Here is an 18390-nt window from a genome sequence, read left to right as displayed (position 1 = left end):
TTTCTCTGAAGGAGAATCATGACGCACGCTTCTGCGCGCCCGAAGATCCGCCGAGGCTCCGCCCTCGTCGCTGCGGCCGTCGCCGCAGCCCTCGCCCTGGCCGGCTGCACGGCATCCGCCGACAGCGCGGAATCCGCGCCGACTGCCGCCGACGGCGTGGTCATCGAGCACGGACACGGCGAGACCGTGATCTCGAAGAAGCCCCAGCGCATCGTCACCCTGGGATGGATGACACCCGACATCGTCGCCGCCCTCGGCACGAACCCGGTCGGCATGGAGGAGGTCTGGGGCGCGGACGAGAGCGGCTACCAGCCCTGGTTCGAGGAGTTCGTGACCGACGAGTACGGCGAGACCCCCGAGATCATCCCCTTCCTCGAGGACGGCCCGAACTACGAGGCGATCAAGGCGCTCAAGCCCGACCTGATCCTCAGCCTCTACTCGGGCGTGACGGATGTCGAATACGAGCGACTGACCGAGATCGCACCGACCGTGCCGTACGTCGAAGGCCCCTGGAATCCCGGCACCTGGGAGGGGATGACGCGCACCGTCGGCGCCGCGATGTGGGAGGAAGCCAAGGCGGAGGAGCTGATCGGCGAGACCGAGGAGCTGATCACCTCGCTCGCCGACGAGCACCCCGAGTTCGACGACAAGACGTTCGTCTGGGGACTCACGCTGAACGAGGGCGGGACCGACCTGGGCGTGTACCTCGAGTACGACCCGCGCGTGCGCATCACCGAGGCACTGGGGTTCACCTCGACCTCGGCGATGGACAGCTTCCTCGCGAGCGCCGAGGGCGACAACTGGTACACCGGGGTCAGCCTGGAGAAGCTCTACGACGTGCAGGCCGATCTGTTCGCCGCATGGGGCGGCAGCGCCGACGAGGGCAAGTACACGGTCGAGAACAAGGTCGTCTCCCGCTGGGAGCCGATCGCGGCCGGCTCCTACGTGATCTACGCCGACGACGCCGAGGCCTCCGCCATCAGCGCACCGACCGTGCTGTCGCTGAAGTACATCCTCCCGAAGTACGTCGACGACCTCGCCGGCGCGCTGCAGGGCGAGCCCACGATCGCAGGGAAGTGACCTCTCTCCCCCGCCCGGCAGCGACCCAGGACGCCACCGGAACCTCGAACACGGGTGCGGGGAGTCGCGCAGACGACTCCCCGCACCGCACCGCGGCACTCGCGGCGGGGCTCGTCCTCGCCGCGGTGGTGCTGGCGGCAGCATCCATCGCCTCCCTCGCCGTCGGCAACCGCGCGATCGATCCGGTCACGGTGCTGAACGCACTGCTGTCGTACGACGACGCCGACCCGCTGCACCTCATGGTGCGGGAGCTGCGGGTGCCCCGGACCCTTCTCGGCATCGTGGTGGGCGCCGCCCTCGCCGTGTGCGGGGGACTCATCCAGGCCTTCACCCGAAATCCGCTCGCCGACCCCGGCATCCTCGGCGTGAACGCGGGCGCCTCCTTCGCCGTGACGTTCGCGGTGGGAGTGCTCGGACTCACGACTCCCGGGGCCTACGTCCCGTTCGCCCTGCTCGGCGCCTTCGTGCTGACGCTGCTGGTCTACACCCTGGGCTCCTTCGGCCGGTCCGGTGCCACCCCGATGAAGCTCACGCTCGCCGGCGTCGCGCTCGGTGCCGCATTCACCGGCTTCACCACCGCGATCGTGCTGCGCGACCTCGGGACGCTCCAGGTCATGCGCTTCTGGGGCGTCGGCTCGATCGGCGGACGCACCATCGACCAGCTCGCCTGGGCGGGACCGCTGATCGCCCTCGGGCTCCTCATCGGCCTGTTGTGCGCGCGCTCACTGAACGCGCTGGCGCTGGGCGACGACCTGGCGCAGGCCCTTGGGGCGCGCGTCCGCGTGACGCGAGTGCTGGTGATCATCGCCGTCACTCTGCTCGCCGGAACGAGCGTCGCGGCCGCCGGCCCCATCGCCTTCGTCGGCCTCATGATCCCGCACGTCGTCCGCTGGTTCACCGGCCCCGATCAGCGCTGGGTGCTCTCCTATTCGATGATCGTCGGACCGGCGTTCCTGCTGCTCGCGGATGTCCTCGGACGCATCGTGCTCCCCAGCGGTGAGCTGCGCGTCGGGATCGTCACCGCCCTGCTGGGTGCGCCGATCCTGATCATGCTCGTCCGACGCAAGCGGGTGAGTGGACTGTGACCGTCGATCAGCGGTCTGCCACCGGGCAGGATTCCGACGTCGCCGCCGCGGAATTCGCACCGGTCGACTTCGGCCGCCGCCAGCTCCGCATCGAGACCGCACGGATCGCGGGCCTGATCCCGCTGCGCGCGGTCGTCGTGTGCGCGGCTCTCGCCGTTGTGATCGTCGGCACCGGGCTCGCCTCGATGACGATCGGCGCCTACGAGGTGGACTTCGGCGCCGTGCTCCGCGCCGTGGTGGATCCGTCGTCGGATCCCGACATCCGCCAGGTCGTGTTGGAGTGGCGCCTGCCGCGCGTGCTGTTCGCGGTGTTGTGCGGCGCGGCGCTCGCCCTGGCCGGCGGCATCTTCCAGTCGCTCACGCGCAACCCGCTCGGCTCCCCCGACATCATCGGGTTCGGCGTCGGCGCGCAGTTCGGCGTGACCCTGACGATGGTCGTGCTCGAGCTGAACACCTACATGTTCAAGGCGGCCGGCGCGCTGATCGGGGGACTCTTCACGGCGCTGCTCGTCTACGTGCTCGCCAGCAAGAACACCCTGTCGTCGTTCCGCCTGATCATCGTCGGCATCGGCGTGTCCGCCGGTCTCGGCTCGCTCACCTCGTGGATCCTGATCTCGGTCAGCGTCGAGAAAGCGATGATGGCGGCGACGTGGGGGGCCGGCTCGCTCGCCTCCCTCGGCTTCGACCAACTCATCCCCGCCGCGATCGTGTTCGGGATCGTCACGCTGCTCTCCCTCCCCCTCAACCGCACCCTCCCCGTGCTGGAGATGGGCGACGACGCCGCGACGTCGCTGGGCATCAGCCCGGGCCGCACCCGCCTCGCCGCGATGGTGTTCGGCGTCGCCCTGATCGCGCTCGTCACCGCCGCCGCCGGCCCCATCTCGTTCATCGCTCTCGCCGCACCGCAGATCTCGCAGCGGCTCACCCGCTCGAACACCCCGATGGGCACGGTGCCCGTGATGCTGACCGGCGCCGCACTCGTCGTGGTGTCGGATGCTGTCGGGCAGCTCGTCGCCGTGCCCGTCGGCGTCGTGACGGTCTCGGTCGGCGGAATCTATCTGGCCTGGCTGCTCGCCGCGCAGTACGCGCGCCGCGCGTGAAAGGAACACCCATGACCGCTTCACTGCTGGCCCGCGACATCACGCTGGGATACGGGGACACCCCGGTCGTCTCCGCGCTCTCGCTCGAGGTTCCGGATGACTCGTTCACGATCATCATCGGCCCGAACGCGTGCGGCAAGTCGACGCTGCTGCGCGGGTTCGCACGCCTGTTGCGTCCGACCACCGGCACCGTGCTCCTCGACGGCGCGGAGCTGCGCGCGCTCAAGCCGAAGGAGGCGGCCAGGAAGCTCGGGCTCCTCCCCCAGTCGTCGATCGCCCCGGACGGCATCACCGTCGCCGACCTCGTGGGCCGCGGCCGGTTCCCGCACCAGAGCGCCCTGCGCACCTGGAGCAGCACCGACGAGCGTGCCGTGTCGGACGCCATGGCCGCCACCGGGGTGACCGACCTGTCGCGGCGCCTCGTGGATGAGCTGTCCGGTGGGCAGCGCCAACGCGTCTGGGTCGCGATGGCCCTCGCCCAGCAGACGAAGCACCTGCTGCTCGACGAGCCGACGACGTTCCTCGACATCGCGCACCAGATCGATCTGATGGAGTTGTTCGCCGACCTCCACCGCAACGGGACGACTCTGGTGGCGGTGCTGCACGACCTGAATCACGCGGCCCGCTATGCGACGCACCTCGTGGCGATGCGCGAGGGAGCGATCGTCGCGCAGGGCGACCCGCGCGAGATCATCACCGCCGAGCTCGTCGAGGCCGTGTACGACCTGCCCTGCCGGGTGATCGTCGACCCGGTCGCCGGCACCCCGCTCGTGCTTCCGCTCGGCCGACGGCGCACCCCGTGACGAACACTCCGCGCCGGCTCTTCCGGATCGCCCTCACAGCCCAGGGGCGCGGGCTCTCGCTGACCGCGGCCACCGCGCTGCTCGTGCTGCACTCACTGGCGGAGGCGACGATCCCGGTCATCATCGGCGCCACGATCGACCGCGCCGTCCTCCCCGCCGACCCGCTCGCGCTCGCGCTCTGGATCGGAGTGCTGGTCGCCACGTTCCTGGTGCTGAGCTCGAGCTACCAGGGTGCCTCCCGGCTGATGGTCGGTGTCTACGGCCACGGCGAGCAGGCGCTGCGTCACCTCGCGCTCTCCCGCATGCTGCGCCCACGACTCTCCCGCCGCGCGCTGAGTCCCGGCGAGGCGCTGACCTTCGTCACCTCCGACACGTACCGGGTGGCCGGCGTCGCATGGTCGGTCGCCCAGCAGTGCGCCACGATCGCGGCGATCATCGGGGCGGCACTGGCCATGCTCGTGATCTCCCCCGTCGCGACCCTCGTGGTCTTCGCGTCGACCGCCGTGATGATGCTCGTGATGCGAGTCGTCTCGCGTCCGCTCGAGCGTCGAGGACACGCCGAGCAGCGCGCAGCGACCGAGGCCGGGGCCGTCGCCGCCGACTTCATGACCGGGTTCCGGGTGCTCGTCGGCATCGGCGCACGCGAAGAGGCGGTACGGCGCTACGCCGCGGCCAGCGACGTCTCCCGGGTGGCCGCGACCACCGCCGGACGATCCCTCGCCGCCTCCGAGGCCGTGAGCGCGACCCTCGCCGCCGTGGCGACGACCGCCTTGGCCGGCCTGTCGGCATGGTTCGCCGCCGAGGGGCGGATCAGCATCGGCGAACTGGTGACGGTGCTGGGACTCGCCCAATTCATCAGCGGTTCCCTCGCCTTCGCCGGCACGTTCCCCTCGAACTGGATCCACAAGCTCGCCTCCGCCCAGAGGCTGGCCGCGGTGATCGACGCGGAAGACCTCCTCGAACCGCCCGCCGCGCCCATGGATCGCCCGGATCGTCCGGCCGTGCCCGAAGATGTGGTGCTGCGGTTCCGCGTTGACCCCGATGCGCCGAAGGTGGACGTGCGCGTCGGCGAACTCGTCGGCATCCGTCCATCCGACAGCGACGCCGCACGCGCCCTCTCCCGGCTGCTCGGCATGCGCACCGTTCCGCCGCGGGGCGGACTGGCGATCTCGGTCGGCGGCACGCTCCTCGATGCGGGCGAGCTGGACCCGGAGGACTACCGCCGACGCGTCGTCGCCCCGCCGCACGGCCAGACGATCGTGAACGGAACGCTGCGCGAGGCGGTGCGCGGCCACCGCACGACCGATCTGCCTCGAGCCGACCTCATCGATGCGGCGGCCCTACACGACACGGTGGACCAGGTCGGCGGGTGGGATGCCCCGGTCGGCGAGGCCGGTCGTCGGCTCTCCGGCGGGCAGCGGCAGCGCATCGGGCTCGCGCGCGCACTGCACGCCGACGCCGAGGTGCTCGTGCTCGACGAGCCGACCTCGGCGGTCGACGCCGTCACCGAGGCGCACATCGCCGGAGCGCTCGCGCGGCACGGAACGACGACCATCGTGATCACCACGTCTCCCCTGCTGCTCGACGCCTGCGATCGGGTCGTGGACCTGCCCTCCCGAGGATCGGATGAACGACGTGACTGACGGCGCGCAGACGACTCTTCTGCCGATCGCCACCGCTGCCCGCGTGCGCGCGGTCGTCGGGATGCTGCTGCGCCGGCATCCCGGCCGGATGACGGCGGTCGCGGCGCTCTTCCTCACGGCATCCGCTCTCGGGATCGTGATGCCGACCTGTCTGGGGCGGATCGTCGACGCCGTCTCCACCGACGCCGGAGGGCCGACCATCGCCGCCTGGGTAACCGGTGCAGGGGCCGGGGCCATCGGCGCCGCACTGGTCATGCTGTGGGCGAATCGTGTGCTCATCTCCCTGGTGCAGGACGTGTTGGCGAGCCTTCGGGAAGACGTGTTCGCCTCCGCGATGCGACTGCCGGTCAGCGCGGTCGACGACGGCGAGAGCGCCGACCTGCTCTCCCGCGTCACCGGAGACGTCGACGCGGTGGCCGAGGCCGGCGGCGACGTCGCACCCACCCTGCTGTCGGCGGGCTTCGCGATCGGAGTCTCGCTGATCGCCCTGACCGCACTCGATCCCTGGCTCGCACTCGCCGGCATCGCATCCGCGCCGCTCTACCTGCTCGGCACCCGCGCCTTCCTCCGCCGATCCCGGGTGGTGTTCCGCGAGGTGCGCGTGCGTGAAGCCGCCCGCAGCCAGGCCGTGCTCGAGGCTGTGGAGGGTCTCGAGACGCTGACCGCGTTCAACGAGCAGGAGCACGCGCTCGAGCGGGTGCAGCAACGCGCCGAGGCGTCGATCCGCATGCAGGTCGAGGGAGTGCGGCTGACCAACCGGCTGTTCCGCTGGATCAACGGCGGCGAGCTGGTCGGCCTGGCCGCCATCCTCGCGGCGGGCTTCCTGCTGCAGGCCGACGGGGCGATCACGGTCGGCATGGTGACCACGGCAGCGCTGGTCTTCCACCGCCTGTTCGACCCCGTCGGCCAGCTCATCTTCGGGCTCGACGACATCCAGCGCGCGGCGATCGGACTCGCCCGGCTCGTGGGCGTCATCGATCTGGCGCCGACCGCGACCGGCGCTGCCGAGAGAGCGGATGCCGGAAGAGCGGATGCCGCACGCCGGGCACCCGCCGGAATAGACCTGCAGGACGTCGACTTCCACTACCCGACCACCGGCCGCGGGATCCGCAACGTCACGCTCCGCGTGGAGCCCGGGACGACCGCGGCGCTCGTGGGCACGTCGGGTTCGGGCAAGAGCACCCTGGCCCGGGTGATCGCGGGGCATCACGCTCCGACCGCCGGTCGGATCCAGCTGCCTCCGGACGCGTCGGCCCCGTACTACCTCTCGCAGGAGCTGCACCACTTCCGCGGGAGCGTCGCCGACAACCTGCGGCTGGTCGCCCCCGAGGCGAGCGACGTCGAGTTGGTCGCCGCGCTGCGTGCCGTCGGCGCCGACTGGGCCGTCGAGGCGGTGACGGTGGAGGACGAGGCCGGAGCCGGCGCCGGAGCCGCACGGCATCCATCCTCCGATTCCGCGCCGCTCGATGAAGGCCGCATCCAACAGCTCGCGGTCGCGCGGGCGTTCCTCGCCGATCCGGCGGTCGTGATCCTCGACGAGGCGACGGCTGACGTGGGGCTGCACCATCGCGACGCCGTGGAAGCGGCCATCACGGTGCTGCGGCGAGATCGCACAGCCGTGCTCATCGCCCACCGGCTGCAGCAGGCCGCCACGGCCGAGCAGATCATCGTGTTCGCCGACGGAGAGGCGGCCGAGCACGGCACGCACGACGAACTCCTCGCCAGCGACGGGTTGTACCGCCGTTTCTGGCTCGCCCAGCCCGATCTCGCCCAGCCCGATATCGCCCCGACAGACAGCGCCTCGTCCGACCACCGACCCCCGACCGAAGAGACGGAGACTCCGTGAACATCCACCGCGGCATCGTCAGCAGCACCACCGCCCTCACGCCGACCCTGATCCGCGTCACGCTCGGCGGTGAGGGAGTCGCCGAGTTCCTCAGCACCGGGATCGGCGACGAGTACGTGCGGGTGTTCTTCCCGCATGGCGACGATCCGACCGATGTGTCGCTCCCCGTGCCCGCGGGTGACTGGTGGGAGACGCCGGAGGGCGCGCCCGCGGCGCCGATGCGCACGTACACGATCAGCGGCGTACGACCGGATGCCGGTGAGCTCGACATCGACTTCGTGGTGCACGAGGCCGGAGTCGCAGGGCCCTGGGCTGCACGCGCCGAGCCCGGGCACGTGCTGGGCCTCAACACCCCGACCGGTCTTTACTCGCCGCCGGAGGGGATCACCTGGCAGGTGCTCGCCGCGGACCTCACCGGCCTGCCCGCCGTCGCACGCCTCGTCGCCGAGGCGCCGGCCGGGGTGCGCACCCGCGTCGTGCTCGAGGTGCCGAGCGAAGCGGACCGGATCGAGTTCACCGCCGGCCCCGACGTCGAGGTCACCTGGATGGTCGGCGGCAACGGCCACGGCCCGAGTGCCCTCGGCCAGCTCGTCCGCGGCATCGTCGACGCCCGCCCTCCCCCTCGACGAGGGGTACGTCTGGGTCGCCGGAGAGACGGTCGCCCTGCGCGACGTGCGAAAGTACCTGCGCCGGGAGCTGGGACTGCCCGCGACCCGCTTCAAGGTCGTCGGCTACTGGACACCCATCGACTCCTGGGATGAGAAGTTCGCCGCCCTCCCCGACTCGGTGCAGAAGGAGTTGGATGCGATCTGGGCCGAGCTCGACGACGTGGAGCCGGAAGACGTGCAGGTGCGGTTCGAGGAGAAGCTCGATCAGCTCGGATTGTGAGAAGGCGGCCGACCCTCGGCGGCGAAACGCTATATACCGCGGAGTCCGCGGGCGTGTCCGATTCGCCCCATTGATGCGACCGTACGCTGGGGCGATGCCAGACTTCAGCGACTATGTGATCTACGTCGACGAGAGCGGCGACCACAGCCTCACGAACATCAATCCGCAGTTCCCCATGTTCGTATTGTCGTTCTGCATGTTCCCGGTCAGCGACTACATCTCGACTGTTGTTCCCAAAGTCCAGGCGTTGAAGTTCGAGTTCTTCGGACACGACATGGTCATCCTCCACGAGCGCGAGATCCGGAAGTCGGCCCCGCCTTTCGACATCCTCTTGAACGAGGGTGTCCGCGAGGCTTTCATGCAGCGCATGAACAGCATCATCGAGACCTCTCGCTTCGGCATCGTGGCATGCGTGATCGACAAGACGCGCTTCCGAGATCGACGAGGCGGCCAGGTGAATCCGTATCACGTCGCTCTTGAATTCGGTCTCGAACGAATCTTCCTCCAGCTTCAGCAACGCGGCCAAGCTCATCGGACCGCGCGCGTCGTGTTCGAGAGCCGAGGCGCGAGAGAGGATCGGGATCTTGAGCTTGAGTTTCGGCGCATCATGGACACCACTCGGATGCGCGGCATGCCAGAGACACTTGCATTCCACTGCGCTCCGAAAAGCGCCAACAGCTCAGGTCTGCAGATCGCGGACATGACGGCTCGACCGATCGGCATTCACGTGATGCGCCCAGAGCAGGAGAACCGTGCGTGGGACCTGATCAGCACCAAGCTCGTCCGCTCTCAAAGCGGGCGCATGAACGGGTACGGTCTCAAGGTCTATCCCTGAAAAAGCGAAAGGCCCCCGAGATTCCCGGAGGCCGCACGCCGATCGAGCATTCCCGATCCACTTGTCACAAGGCTACCCGACTCTCGGCTGTTCCACCAGCGCTGTCCGGTGTGCTTTCTCACCCCCGCGCCACCGGAACCGGCGCGTCGATCGCGCGCAGCATCCGCTCCGCCGCCTCGCGCAGCTCGGCGCGATCCGGCTCGGGAAAGGTCATCGCGTACTCGACGCCCGCCGGGATCCAGAGGAACGCATACATCGCCTCTCGCCAGTCCGAGCCGCCGATCGGCCAGCGCGTATGTTCCGGGCCCTCGGCGGTCGCTCCCTGCGACCACGGGCCGAAACGGTCCTGCATCTCCTCGAGCGGCAGCTCCATCACGGCATCCCCTTCGACCTTCTGCGGCGACCAGGACGAGGCGATGAGCACCCGCTCCTCGATCTCGGCCTCGGTGATCTCCCGCCGCGCGAACAGTACCCGGGCGTGCTCCACCGAGGCGATCCGGTCGACGCGGAACGTGCGCCAGTCCTCGCGATCGAGGTCCCAGCAGAGCAGGAACCACTTGCGCCCGGAAGGCGCGAGGGCGTGAGGTTCGACGCGGCGGACACTCTCCTCCCCCGCCGCATCCACGTATCGCAGGCGCAGGCGCTCGGTGTCGCGGGTGGCCATGGCAATCTCGCCGAGCACGACGGGTGAGACGACCGGAGCGTCGCCGATGCGCGGTGGCTGCACGGATGCGGCGAGCGCGTTGACCCGCTGACGCAGCGCCGACGGCAGCACCTGTTCGAGCTTGGCGAGCGCGGTGAGCGTGACCTCGGGTCCGCCGACGAGCTGTTGCGTGGCCGCGACCCGCAATCCGATCGCCATCGTGACCGCCTCGTCGTCGGTGAGCAGCAGCGGCGGCACGGCGCTCCCCGCCTCGAGTCGATAACCGCCGGCAGCGCCGGGGGTCGATTCGACGCGGTAACCGAGGTCGCGCAGCCGATCGACATCGCGGCGTACCGTGCGCTCGGTCACCCCGAGGCGGGTGGCCAGTTCAGTGCCCGGCCAATGCCGGTGCGTCTGCAGGAGGTTCAGCAGGGCCAGCGCTCGCGAGGTGGTGTCGGACATGTCTCACAGATTGCCAGAGATCGCGGACAGGATCTGTCCGGGTTGGCTCCTACCTTCGAGGCATGACGAACGAATCCATCATCGAAGCCGAGGGCCTGTCCAAGGTCTTCACCGTCAAGAAGAAGCCGGTGCACGCTGTCACCGACCTCTCCTTCGCAGCGACCGCCGGCGAGCTGGTCGCCTTCCTCGGACCGAACGGCGCCGGGAAGTCGACCAGCCTCCGGATGCTGACCACCCTCATCCCGCCCACCTCCGGCACGGCGCGGGTCGTCGGACACGACATCAGGACGGATGCCGCGGGCGTGCGCTCCCGCATCGGCTACGTCGGCCAGCTCACCAGCGGCAGCTTCTCGCAGCGCGTGCGCGACGAGCTGCTGAGCCAGGGCGCGTTCTACGGGATGTCGAAGAAGGCGAGCGTGCGGCGGGCCGACGAGCTCATCGAATCGCTCGACCTGTCCTCGTTCGCGACGCGGAGCGTGCAGCAATTGAGTGGCGGGCAGAAGCGCCGGCTCGACATCGCGCTCGGCCTGATGCACGCCCCACCGCTGATCTTCCTCGATGAGCCCTCCACCGGACTCGACCCGCAGAGCAGGGCGAATCTGTGGGAGCACATCCTCGACCTGCGGGTTCAGCACGGCACGACCGTCTTCCTCACGACGCACTACCTGGAGGAGGCCGACCGCTACGCCGAGCGCGTCATGGTCATGGACAAGGGACGCATCATCGCCGACGACGACGCCACCGCCCTCAAGGCCACTCTCGCGGGCGACGTGCTGACGTTCGGGTTCTCGGATGCCGCCGCTGCAGCATCCGCCCGTCCCGTCGTCGCCCGGCTGAGCTCGGCCGAGGTCACCGTCGACGGCGATGCCGTCTCACTCTCGGTGCCGGACGGCGACCGGCTGCTCCCGGTCATCGTCCGGGACCTCGACGCCGCCGGTATCCTCGTCCGCCGTGCGACCGGCGTGCCTCCGACTCTCGACGATGTCTTCCTCGCGCTCACCGGGCGCACCCTGCGCGAAGCCGGAGAGGGGACGGATGCCGGAGGCGAAGCATCCGATTCCGAGGCGACCGACGCGCCCACCGCATCCGAGACCAGCAAGACAGGAGTCCTCTCATGACCTCGACCACCGCCCCCGTGCGCCCCAACCTCGCGCGCGACACCCGGAACGTGCTGACCCGCGAGCTCAAGCCGGTGCTCCGCGATCCGTTCACGCTGATCTTCAGCCTGCTGCAACCGCTGGTCTTCCTGGGGCTGTTCGCGCCCTTGCTGATCGGCGGCTCCGGTCAGCCGGCCGGCGAGACGCTCGCCTGGTTCGTGCCCGGGGTGCTGGTGATGATCGTGCTGTTCGGCACCGGTGCGACCGGGTCGAACCTGCAGTACGAGATGATGACCGGCTCGCACGAGCGCACGCTCGTCGCGCCCCTCGCGCGCTCGTCGCTGCTCGTCGGCCGGGCGCTCAAGGAGATCGCACCGATCGTGGTGCAGGCGCTCGTGATCGTCCTGATCGCCTGGCCGTTCGGCTTCGCGGCCGACATCCCCGGACTACTGATCGGCCTGGCGCTGCTCGCCGTGTTCGGTGTGGGCCTCGGGTCGCTGTCGTACTCGCTGGCGCTGGCCACGAAGGACCGGGAGTGGCTGTTCTGGGGCGTGCAGCAGGCGCTCATCTTCCCGCTGCTGATCCTGTCGGGCATGCTGCTGCCGCTGGACGACGCCCCCGACTGGATGCGGGTCGTGGCCTCGGTCAACCCCGTGAACTGGGTCGTGCAGGCCGAACGCGCCCTGTTCGCCGGAGACCTCGGGAATGCGACCGTGCTCTGGGGCTGGGTCTCGGCGCTGGCCGTGGCGGTCGTCGGGCTCGTGGTCGGAGTGCGGGCGATCACGCGCAGCAACTGAGCGGGTGGCGGGCGGGCCGTGGCGTGGGAAAACCCAGACGCCGCGGCCCGCTAGAGGTGTGTCGGCATCCGGCGCGCCGCGAGCGGGTGACGTGGTCTGGGTTTTACGAGGGGTGCAGACCGTGCGGCGGCTCAGCGCCTCATCGAGTCGTGGAACGGGTTCGGCTCGAGCGTGAAGTCGGTCGAGGCGTCGGCCCAGGTGCCGCCCTCGGAGGGCTCACGGCGTCGGCGCAAGGCGGCGAGTGCACGAGTGGCCGGCACCCCGAGCGCGAGCGCCGCCGCCCCCTGCAGCGTCCGATCCTCACGTCCGAGCACGCTCGCCCGGTGCCAGGCGTCGTGCATCGATCCGCCCCGCGCGGCCGGCAGCCGTCGGGCGGGCAGGGCGCCGGCCCGACGCATCGCCACGAGCTCCTGCGTCCGCTCCCACCAGGTCGACTCCGCCTCGGAGTGGAAGTAGTTGTCGCGCAGCCACTCCGGATGGGCGTGCCGGAAGCGTCCTCCGACGACCTCGCTGCGTCCGCCCAGCAGGCCGCTGCCCACGAAGACCGTGTTCAGCAGGCTCTTACTCACCCCGAACGAGTCGAGTGCGATGACGGGGATGCCGAGCGCTGTGGCCTCGATCGCCGCGGTGGAGCTCACGGTGACGAGTCCTGCCGCGCTCTCCAGCGCCGAGGCCATCGACCCGTAGGAGTAGACGAGGTTGTCCGGGCGCCGGGACGGCAGCAGCTCCGTGTACGGGTCTCGTTCGAGGTGCGTCTCGGACTCCCCCGGCCGCGAGCGCAGCTTCACCACGACGCGGCGCGCGGGGTCGGCCTCCGCCGCGCGGACGAGCATCGATGCGATCTCGGCACGCTCCTCGCGCGCCACGGGTACCAGCGCCTGCGCGGCGAAGACGATGTCGGTCGCGGGAGGCCGCACCGCGACCGGCTGCGCAGGGCGTTCGGCGACCGCCACACCGCCGGGACGCGCGGCGAGCGCTTCGACCGAGACCCGCTCGGGCCGGAGGATCCGCTGTCGCCGCCGAGCGAACGGCAGCGTCGCCAAGGCCGTCGGCAGTGTCACACCGACGCGTCGACCGAGCTCGGCGAACGCACGCTCCTCGCGGTGAGAGTGCACCACGAGCAGGTCGGTGTTGCGACGGTAGTCCAGCGCCCCGCGCTGCGCCGGGATCGCCATGCCCGGCAGCCCGGACACCGTGACCGGCCGGTGCGTCAGGGTGTCGATCACGCGTCCCATCAGCCGCACGAAGGGCCCGCGCCCGGCGAGCAGCACGACGTCCGGACGCTGGCCTTCCAGCCACCCGGCCGCCTCGGCGAAGCCCACCCGTGTGACGTCTTCGGTCTGCAGTCCGGTGCCGGCGAGCGCGCTCCGCTGCTGGTCGACGCTGGCGGTGAGCGGCGTGCGGACGAGCAGCAGGTGCGGCCGGAGTCCCGGCACCGCGCCGAGCAGTGCCGCCGACCACTTCACGAACGAATCGGCATCCGCGATCGCGACGACCCGGATGCCCGCGGCATCCGTCATGCGGGAACGCGGCGGAGCTTCGCCATGGGTGCCCGCTCGCTGTCGAACACCCGCTTGACGCCGTCGCCGAGCGCCGTCTCGATCACGCGGATGTCGCGCACGAGGTGCTCGAGGCCGGTCGGCTCCAGCGACGCCGCGTGGTCGGAGCCCCACATGGTGCGGTCGAGCGTGATGTGCCGCTCGACGGCGACCGCGCCGATCGCGACCGCGGCGAGCGAGATCTGCAGACCGCGCTCGTGCCCGGAGTAGCCGACCGGGATCCCGGGGTAGCGGTCGCGCAGCGACGCGATCACCCGCAGGTTCGCCTCCTCCGGCTCGAGCGGATACGTCGAGGTGGCGTGCATCAGCACGACGCGATCGGTGCCGAGCGTGTCGAGAGCGCGATCGATCTGCTCGGTGGTGGACATGCCGGTGGAGAGGATGACGGGCTTGCCGGTCTCGCGCAGGGCGACGAGCAGCTCGGTGTCGGTGAGGCTGGCCGAGGCGACCTTGTGCGCGACCACGTGGAGGTCTTCGAGGAAGGCGACACTGGGCACATCCCACGGCGAGGCGAACCAGTCGAGGCCGCGGAGGGTGGCGTGATCACCGATCTCGACGTACTCGTCGCGGCCGAACTCGACGCGGCGGCGGTACTCGAGGTACGTCATGGTGCCCCACGGCGTCTCACGCGGGACATCGCGCATATGCTCTGGGGTGGAGATCTCCGGCGTGCGCTTCTGGAACTTGACCGCGTCGGCCCCTGCTCGCGCCGCGACGTCGATCAGGCGCTTGGCGATGTCGACGTCGCCGTTGTGGTTCAGGCCGATCTCCGCGATGAGGTAGGCGGGGTGGCCGCCGCCGATCACTCGCGAGCCGATGCTGACAGTCATGGTTCCTCCGGTCGTCGAAGGGCCTTCGGAAGACCCCTCCCTCCTGGGTACGCGCCGCGGGTGAACACCACGCGACCGGAGGGTTACCGGGGGTGGTCAGCTCGACAACACCCGCTCGACGAGCTCCCGCACGGCCCCCTCGCCGCCCCGACGTCGGAGCACCACGCGTGCCTCTTCGAGGACGAGCGGATGCGCGTTCGCCACGGCGACCGGCCAGCCGACGATCCGCATCGCCGGGAGATCATTGATGTCGTTGCCGAGGTAGGCGATGTCGGCCAGCGGCACCTCGTTCTCGATGGCCCAATCGCGCAGCGCCGACTCCTTGTCGTCGATGCCGTGCAGCACCGGCACGCGGAGTTTGTCGGCCCGGGCGCGGACGACGGGATTGACCTCGGTGGAGAGGATCAGCATCGGCACACCGGCTCGGCGCAGCAGGGCGACGCCCATGCCGTCCTCGCGGCTCACGCGCACCCGCTCTCCCCCGTCGGCATCGACGATCGCGGGTGTCGTCGGTGTGCACGCCGTCGAAGTCGGTGACGACGGCCCGCACCGGGATCGACTCCGGAGCCTCGTGCAGCGCGGCGAGCGCGCGGGCGATCCGCAGCTGCTGCTCGTCGTCGATCTCGATCGCCGTCCACTCCGGCACCTCGGCGATGCGGATGCGGCCGAAGAACCGGTGCTTGCTCTCCCGGAAGCCGTCGGCGCGGAACACGTAGAACGCGCCGGTCTCGAGGTGATGCGGCTCGCGGTCCTGACGTCGTGGTCGGTACGCGGCGTCGTGGTTGATCGCGAGAGCCGCTGCATCCTCGTCTCGGCGCCAGAGGAATCCGTACGTCTCATAGGCGCTGAAGACGCTGTCGGCGCGATCGGCGCGCACCTCGTCGACGGCCGCGGCCAGGGCATCGCTCGGAAGGAAGGGCGAGGTCGCCTGCACGAACGCCACCACGTCGAACCAGTCGCCCTGCGCCTCCAGCTCGTCCAGGGCATGCAGGATCGCGCTCTCCGACGTCGCAGTGTCGCCGGAGATCTCCGCCGGGCGACGGATGACGCGGGCACCGGCCGCGATGCTGACGGCCGCGATCTCGTCGTCGTCGGTGGAGACCACGACCTCGTCGATCCCCACCGCCGCCACCGCCGCGCGCACGGCGCGTTCGACGAGGGGCACCCCGCCGACCCGCTGCAGGTTCTTGCGCGGCACCTGCTTCGATCCGCCGCGCGCCGGGATGATCGCCACCGTCCTGCTCGCCGTCTCGTCCATCGTCATCTCCCTCGTATCGCCCGCCACGCTCGTCCAGCCCGGCGGCGTGCGCCGATGGCCGTGAGCCGCCACTCCTCGAGCCTGCTCACTCCTCCGGCCGGCCGCAGCATCCGCCGCAGGGCGCCGTCGGCAGGAGCACCGGGCAGCCGCAGCGCCGCCAGGCGTTCCGGCGCGAAGTACCGCTCGCGTTCGGCCGCGTCGAGTCCCGCGAGGAGCACCTCAGCACGCGCGCGGAGGTGGCCGGCGATCTCGGGCTGCATCGCGTACCCGACCGCGTCGACCAGCAGCTGCAGACGATCCGGGTCGGCGTAGGGCGAGTCTTCGCGAGTGAGAGCGTCGACGATCGTGGCGGGGATGCGGTTGCTGTTCTCGAACGGGGTGAGCCGTCGCAGCACGGTGTCGGCGCCGGCGGAGCCGATCTCCCGACCGAAGAGCGTCCGCACGGTCGGGAGGGCGGTGGAGAAACCGGCGACGACGGCGACCGCATCGAGCCGCTCGGCCAGCAGCTCGGCGGCGAGCCCTCCGCGGTACTCGACGAAGGCGATGCCCTGCGCGGTCGCCCGCGCCCGTACCGCGTCGGTGAGCAGCGGTGGCGCCGCCGGGTGTGGCTTGAACACGATGCGCCGCGGAGACCACCGGGCGGCGCGGTCGATCATGTCCTGCTGCAGAGCGATCTCCTCGGCGGGACGCATGAGTCCGAGCGCCGACAGGTACTGCCCGAGCACCAGCACCGTGGGCACGTCGCCGCCGACACCGTCGTCGATCTCGGGAGCCTGCTCGCCGGCATCCGTCTCCCCCAGCGCAGCGGCGAAAGCCCTCGGCGGCACCGGGACGATCTCGGCGTGCGGCGATCCGACGAGGGGCCGCACACCGGGAACGACGTCGGCATGCACGACCCGCCCGATGCGGGCGGCGACCGGGTGCGGCAGCCGCACCCGCATGGGCGAGTACGTCATCAGCCCGTCGCCGACGATGGTGATGCGGGCGTGCGGGAAGAGCGACATCAGGGTGCGCGCGGGCGCCACCTGCGGACTCTGCACGAAGAGCTCCAGGTCGCGCGGATCCAGATCCCAGGCGCGGGTGAGGAGGCGCTCGAGCACCGGGAGGTCGGCGTCGGCCGGCTCCCACGAACTCGGATGCAGCGGCCCGAGCACCTGATCGAGATCCTCGATGCGATCGAACCGCTCGCGGAGCGTGCGGAGGGCAGGGTCCCGGTCGATGCCGGTCGTCGTCTCGGGAACCCGGGACGATGTGAAGGGGACGAGGATGCGTTCGCCCCCGCCGTCGGAACGATGCGGGTCACCGAGAAGCCCGGCGTCGATCGCCGCGGAGGCCGTCGCGAGCCCATAGGCGCTGTGCAGCGCGAAGAGCTGGGTCATGCGACGCTCCCCGCCTGGCGGAGGATGCGGGCGAGCACCCGGCGGCGCGGCCCGTCGAAGCGTTCGACCACGGCCCGGGCCTCGGCCGCGGGGAGCCGGGCGAGCATGTCGCGGATGCCGGAACGCATCTGCCCGCGCAACGCGGGGTCCATACGCCGCGCCCGCACGAGGTGGTGGGAGCTCAGCGCCAGCGCCGTCCAGACCGCCTTGCCGAGGAACCGCTCGGCCTCCGGGTCACGCTCGACGATGTCGAGGACCTCGTTCATCGCCCGAGCGAAGTCGAGTTGCCGCCGGTCGCGCGCCTGGGTGAGCGAGGTCGCGACGCCGCGCCGATAGAGCAGCGCCGGGGCGTCCACGACGGCGAACGACTCCGCCTGCAGATGGAGGCGCCAGATCCATGGCCGGTCCTCGGCCGTGAAGAGCCCCGACGGGAACTCGGCCAGTCCCCGGTCGAGGATCCGGCGATGGAAGATGCCGGCCCAGGCATACGGGTAGTCGACCATGGTGGATTCGTTCTCGGGGAGGATCGCCTCCCGCGGGGACGACACCCGCTCACGCCACGGGTGCGGCGCGCGCACGAGGGCCCGCCGCCCTCCGGTGACGGTGACGTGATCGGTGCGGAGGAAGTCGCAGTCGAGCTGTCGAAGCCGCGTGGTCAGCACCTCGAGCCGCTGCGGCTGCATCCAGTCGTCGCCGTCGAGGAAGCAGAAGGCGTCGCCCTCGACATGGGCGAGGCCCTGATTGCGGGCGCTCGCCAGCCCCCGGGGCGCCGGATTGCGCAGCACCTCGGCGTGCGGGAACCGCTCGGCGTAGCGCCGCATCAGGGCGCCGGTGTCGTCGCGGGAGCCATCGTCGATCGCGACGAGCTTGAGCGCTGCCGGGTCGTCGAACTGTCGGGTGAGCGTCTCGAGCGTGGTCCCGATGAACTCGCCGGCGTCCTTGGCAGGCAGGATGACGGTGACGAGGGGTGTGCGCACGGATCTCCCGGGGTGGGCGGTGTCAGGCATGGTCTCAGGCGTTCGTTGCCGGACGGGGACGCGAAGGTGAACGCCGGGTGTCTTGGCATCGCGGGCCGTTTCACCCTG

14 protein-coding genes and 3 pseudogenes are annotated in these 18390 nt (G+C 70.6%); 11 read left to right on the top strand and 6 right to left on the bottom strand.

The genetic code is table 11. From position 1 onward, the window contains the following. The first annotated feature begins 18 nt into the window (after positions 1-18). The 9 genes and pseudogenes from QFZ21_RS17150 to QFZ21_RS17110 all read left to right on the top strand — a co-directional run bounded on the left by QFZ21_RS17150 (position 19) and on the right by QFZ21_RS17110 (position 9280). Positions 19-1080: an ABC transporter substrate-binding protein gene (locus tag QFZ21_RS17150; protein WP_307380009.1), complete on the top strand. Its 1062-nt coding sequence runs from the start codon at positions 19-21 to the stop codon at positions 1078-1080. Next, positions 1077-2165 carry an iron ABC transporter permease gene (locus QFZ21_RS17145; protein ID WP_307380007.1) on the top strand — a complete coding sequence of 363 codons (1089 nt, stop codon included), beginning with the start codon at positions 1077-1079 and terminating at the stop codon, positions 2163-2165. Before QFZ21_RS17150 ends, QFZ21_RS17145 begins: the two co-directional genes overlap by 4 nt. Then, positions 2162-3265: an iron chelate uptake ABC transporter family permease subunit gene (locus QFZ21_RS17140; protein ID WP_307380005.1), complete on the top strand. Its 1104-nt coding sequence runs from the start codon at positions 2162-2164 to the stop codon at positions 3263-3265. Before QFZ21_RS17145 ends, QFZ21_RS17140 begins: the two co-directional genes overlap by 4 nt. An 11-nt stretch (positions 3266-3276) precedes the next feature. After that, complete coding sequence (locus tag QFZ21_RS17135; RefSeq protein ID WP_307380002.1) at positions 3277-4068, top strand: ABC transporter ATP-binding protein; 792 nt, start codon at positions 3277-3279, stop codon at positions 4066-4068. Then, positions 4065-5711, top strand: coding sequence for an ABC transporter ATP-binding protein (locus QFZ21_RS17130; protein ID WP_307380000.1), 1647 nt, complete (start codon positions 4065-4067; stop codon positions 5709-5711). The genes QFZ21_RS17135 and QFZ21_RS17130 overlap by 4 nt, the downstream gene beginning before the upstream one ends. Then, positions 5695-7557, top strand: a complete 1863-nt coding sequence (locus QFZ21_RS17125) for an ABC transporter ATP-binding protein (RefSeq protein ID WP_307379998.1) — start codon at positions 5695-5697, stop codon at positions 7555-7557. The genes QFZ21_RS17130 and QFZ21_RS17125 overlap by 17 nt, the downstream gene beginning before the upstream one ends. Beyond that, positions 7554-8075: pseudogene (locus tag QFZ21_RS17120) on the top strand (siderophore-interacting protein); the annotation flags it as partial. The gene QFZ21_RS17125 and the pseudogene QFZ21_RS17120, both read left to right, overlap by 4 nt. 55 nt (positions 8076-8130) lie before the next feature. Further along, a pseudogene (locus tag QFZ21_RS17115) lies at positions 8131-8238 on the top strand (hypothetical protein); the annotation flags it as partial. Between the two features lie 301 nt (positions 8239-8539). Further along, positions 8540-9280 carry a DUF3800 domain-containing protein gene (locus QFZ21_RS17110; protein WP_307379996.1) on the top strand — a complete coding sequence of 247 codons (741 nt, stop codon included), beginning with the start codon at positions 8540-8542 and terminating at the stop codon, positions 9278-9280. A gap of 118 nt (positions 9281-9398) precedes the next feature. Here QFZ21_RS17110 and QFZ21_RS17105 read toward each other — a convergent pair whose 3' ends face one another. Next, the gene (locus tag QFZ21_RS17105; RefSeq protein ID WP_307379994.1) at positions 9399-10385 is read right to left on the bottom strand and encodes a YafY family protein; all 987 of its coding nucleotides are present in this window, start codon (positions 10383-10385) and stop codon (positions 9399-9401) included. A 62-nt stretch (positions 10386-10447) separates the two neighbouring features. Here QFZ21_RS17105 and QFZ21_RS17100 point away from each other — a divergent pair, with 62 nt between their 5' ends. Both QFZ21_RS17100 and QFZ21_RS17095 read left to right on the top strand, forming a co-directional pair. After that, a complete protein-coding gene (locus QFZ21_RS17100; RefSeq protein ID WP_307379992.1) occupies positions 10448-11503 on the top strand; it encodes an ATP-binding cassette domain-containing protein in 1056 nt (351 codons plus the stop codon). Next, positions 11500-12279 (top strand): ABC transporter permease, encoded by a 780-nt coding sequence (locus QFZ21_RS17095; RefSeq protein WP_307379989.1) that lies wholly within the window; start codon positions 11500-11502, stop codon positions 12277-12279. Before QFZ21_RS17100 ends, QFZ21_RS17095 begins: the two co-directional genes overlap by 4 nt. Before the next feature lie 131 nt (positions 12280-12410). Here QFZ21_RS17095 and QFZ21_RS17090 read toward each other — a convergent pair whose 3' ends face one another. The 5 genes and pseudogenes from QFZ21_RS17090 to QFZ21_RS17065 form a co-directional block, all read right to left on the bottom strand. Beyond that, positions 12411-13799 (bottom strand): DUF6716 putative glycosyltransferase, encoded by a 1389-nt coding sequence (locus tag QFZ21_RS17090; RefSeq protein ID WP_307379986.1) that lies wholly within the window; start codon positions 13797-13799, stop codon positions 12411-12413. Beyond that, positions 13796-14668 (bottom strand): N-acetylneuraminate synthase family protein, encoded by an 873-nt coding sequence (locus QFZ21_RS17085; RefSeq protein WP_307379983.1) that lies wholly within the window; start codon positions 14666-14668, stop codon positions 13796-13798. The genes QFZ21_RS17090 and QFZ21_RS17085 overlap by 4 nt, the downstream gene beginning before the upstream one ends. Positions 14669-14764: 96 nt before the next feature. Further along, a pseudogene (locus QFZ21_RS17075) lies at positions 14765-15932 on the bottom strand (cytidylyltransferase domain-containing protein). Beyond that, a complete protein-coding gene (locus QFZ21_RS17070; RefSeq protein ID WP_307379975.1) occupies positions 15929-17305 on the bottom strand; it encodes a polysialyltransferase family glycosyltransferase in 1377 nt (458 codons plus the stop codon). The pseudogene QFZ21_RS17075 and the gene QFZ21_RS17070 overlap by 4 nt, the downstream one beginning before the upstream one ends. Beyond that, positions 17302-18312: a glycosyltransferase family 2 protein gene (locus QFZ21_RS17065; protein ID WP_307379973.1), complete on the bottom strand. Its 1011-nt coding sequence runs from the start codon at positions 18310-18312 to the stop codon at positions 17302-17304. The genes QFZ21_RS17070 and QFZ21_RS17065 overlap by 4 nt, the downstream gene beginning before the upstream one ends. Positions 18313-18390: the final 78 nt, after the last annotated feature.

Origin of the sequence: Microbacterium sp. W4I20, from assembly GCF_030816505.1 — a bacterium.
Lineage (GTDB): Bacteria > Actinomycetota > Actinomycetes > Actinomycetales > Microbacteriaceae > Microbacterium.
This window is presented reverse-complemented; position numbering and strand designations above follow the sequence as displayed.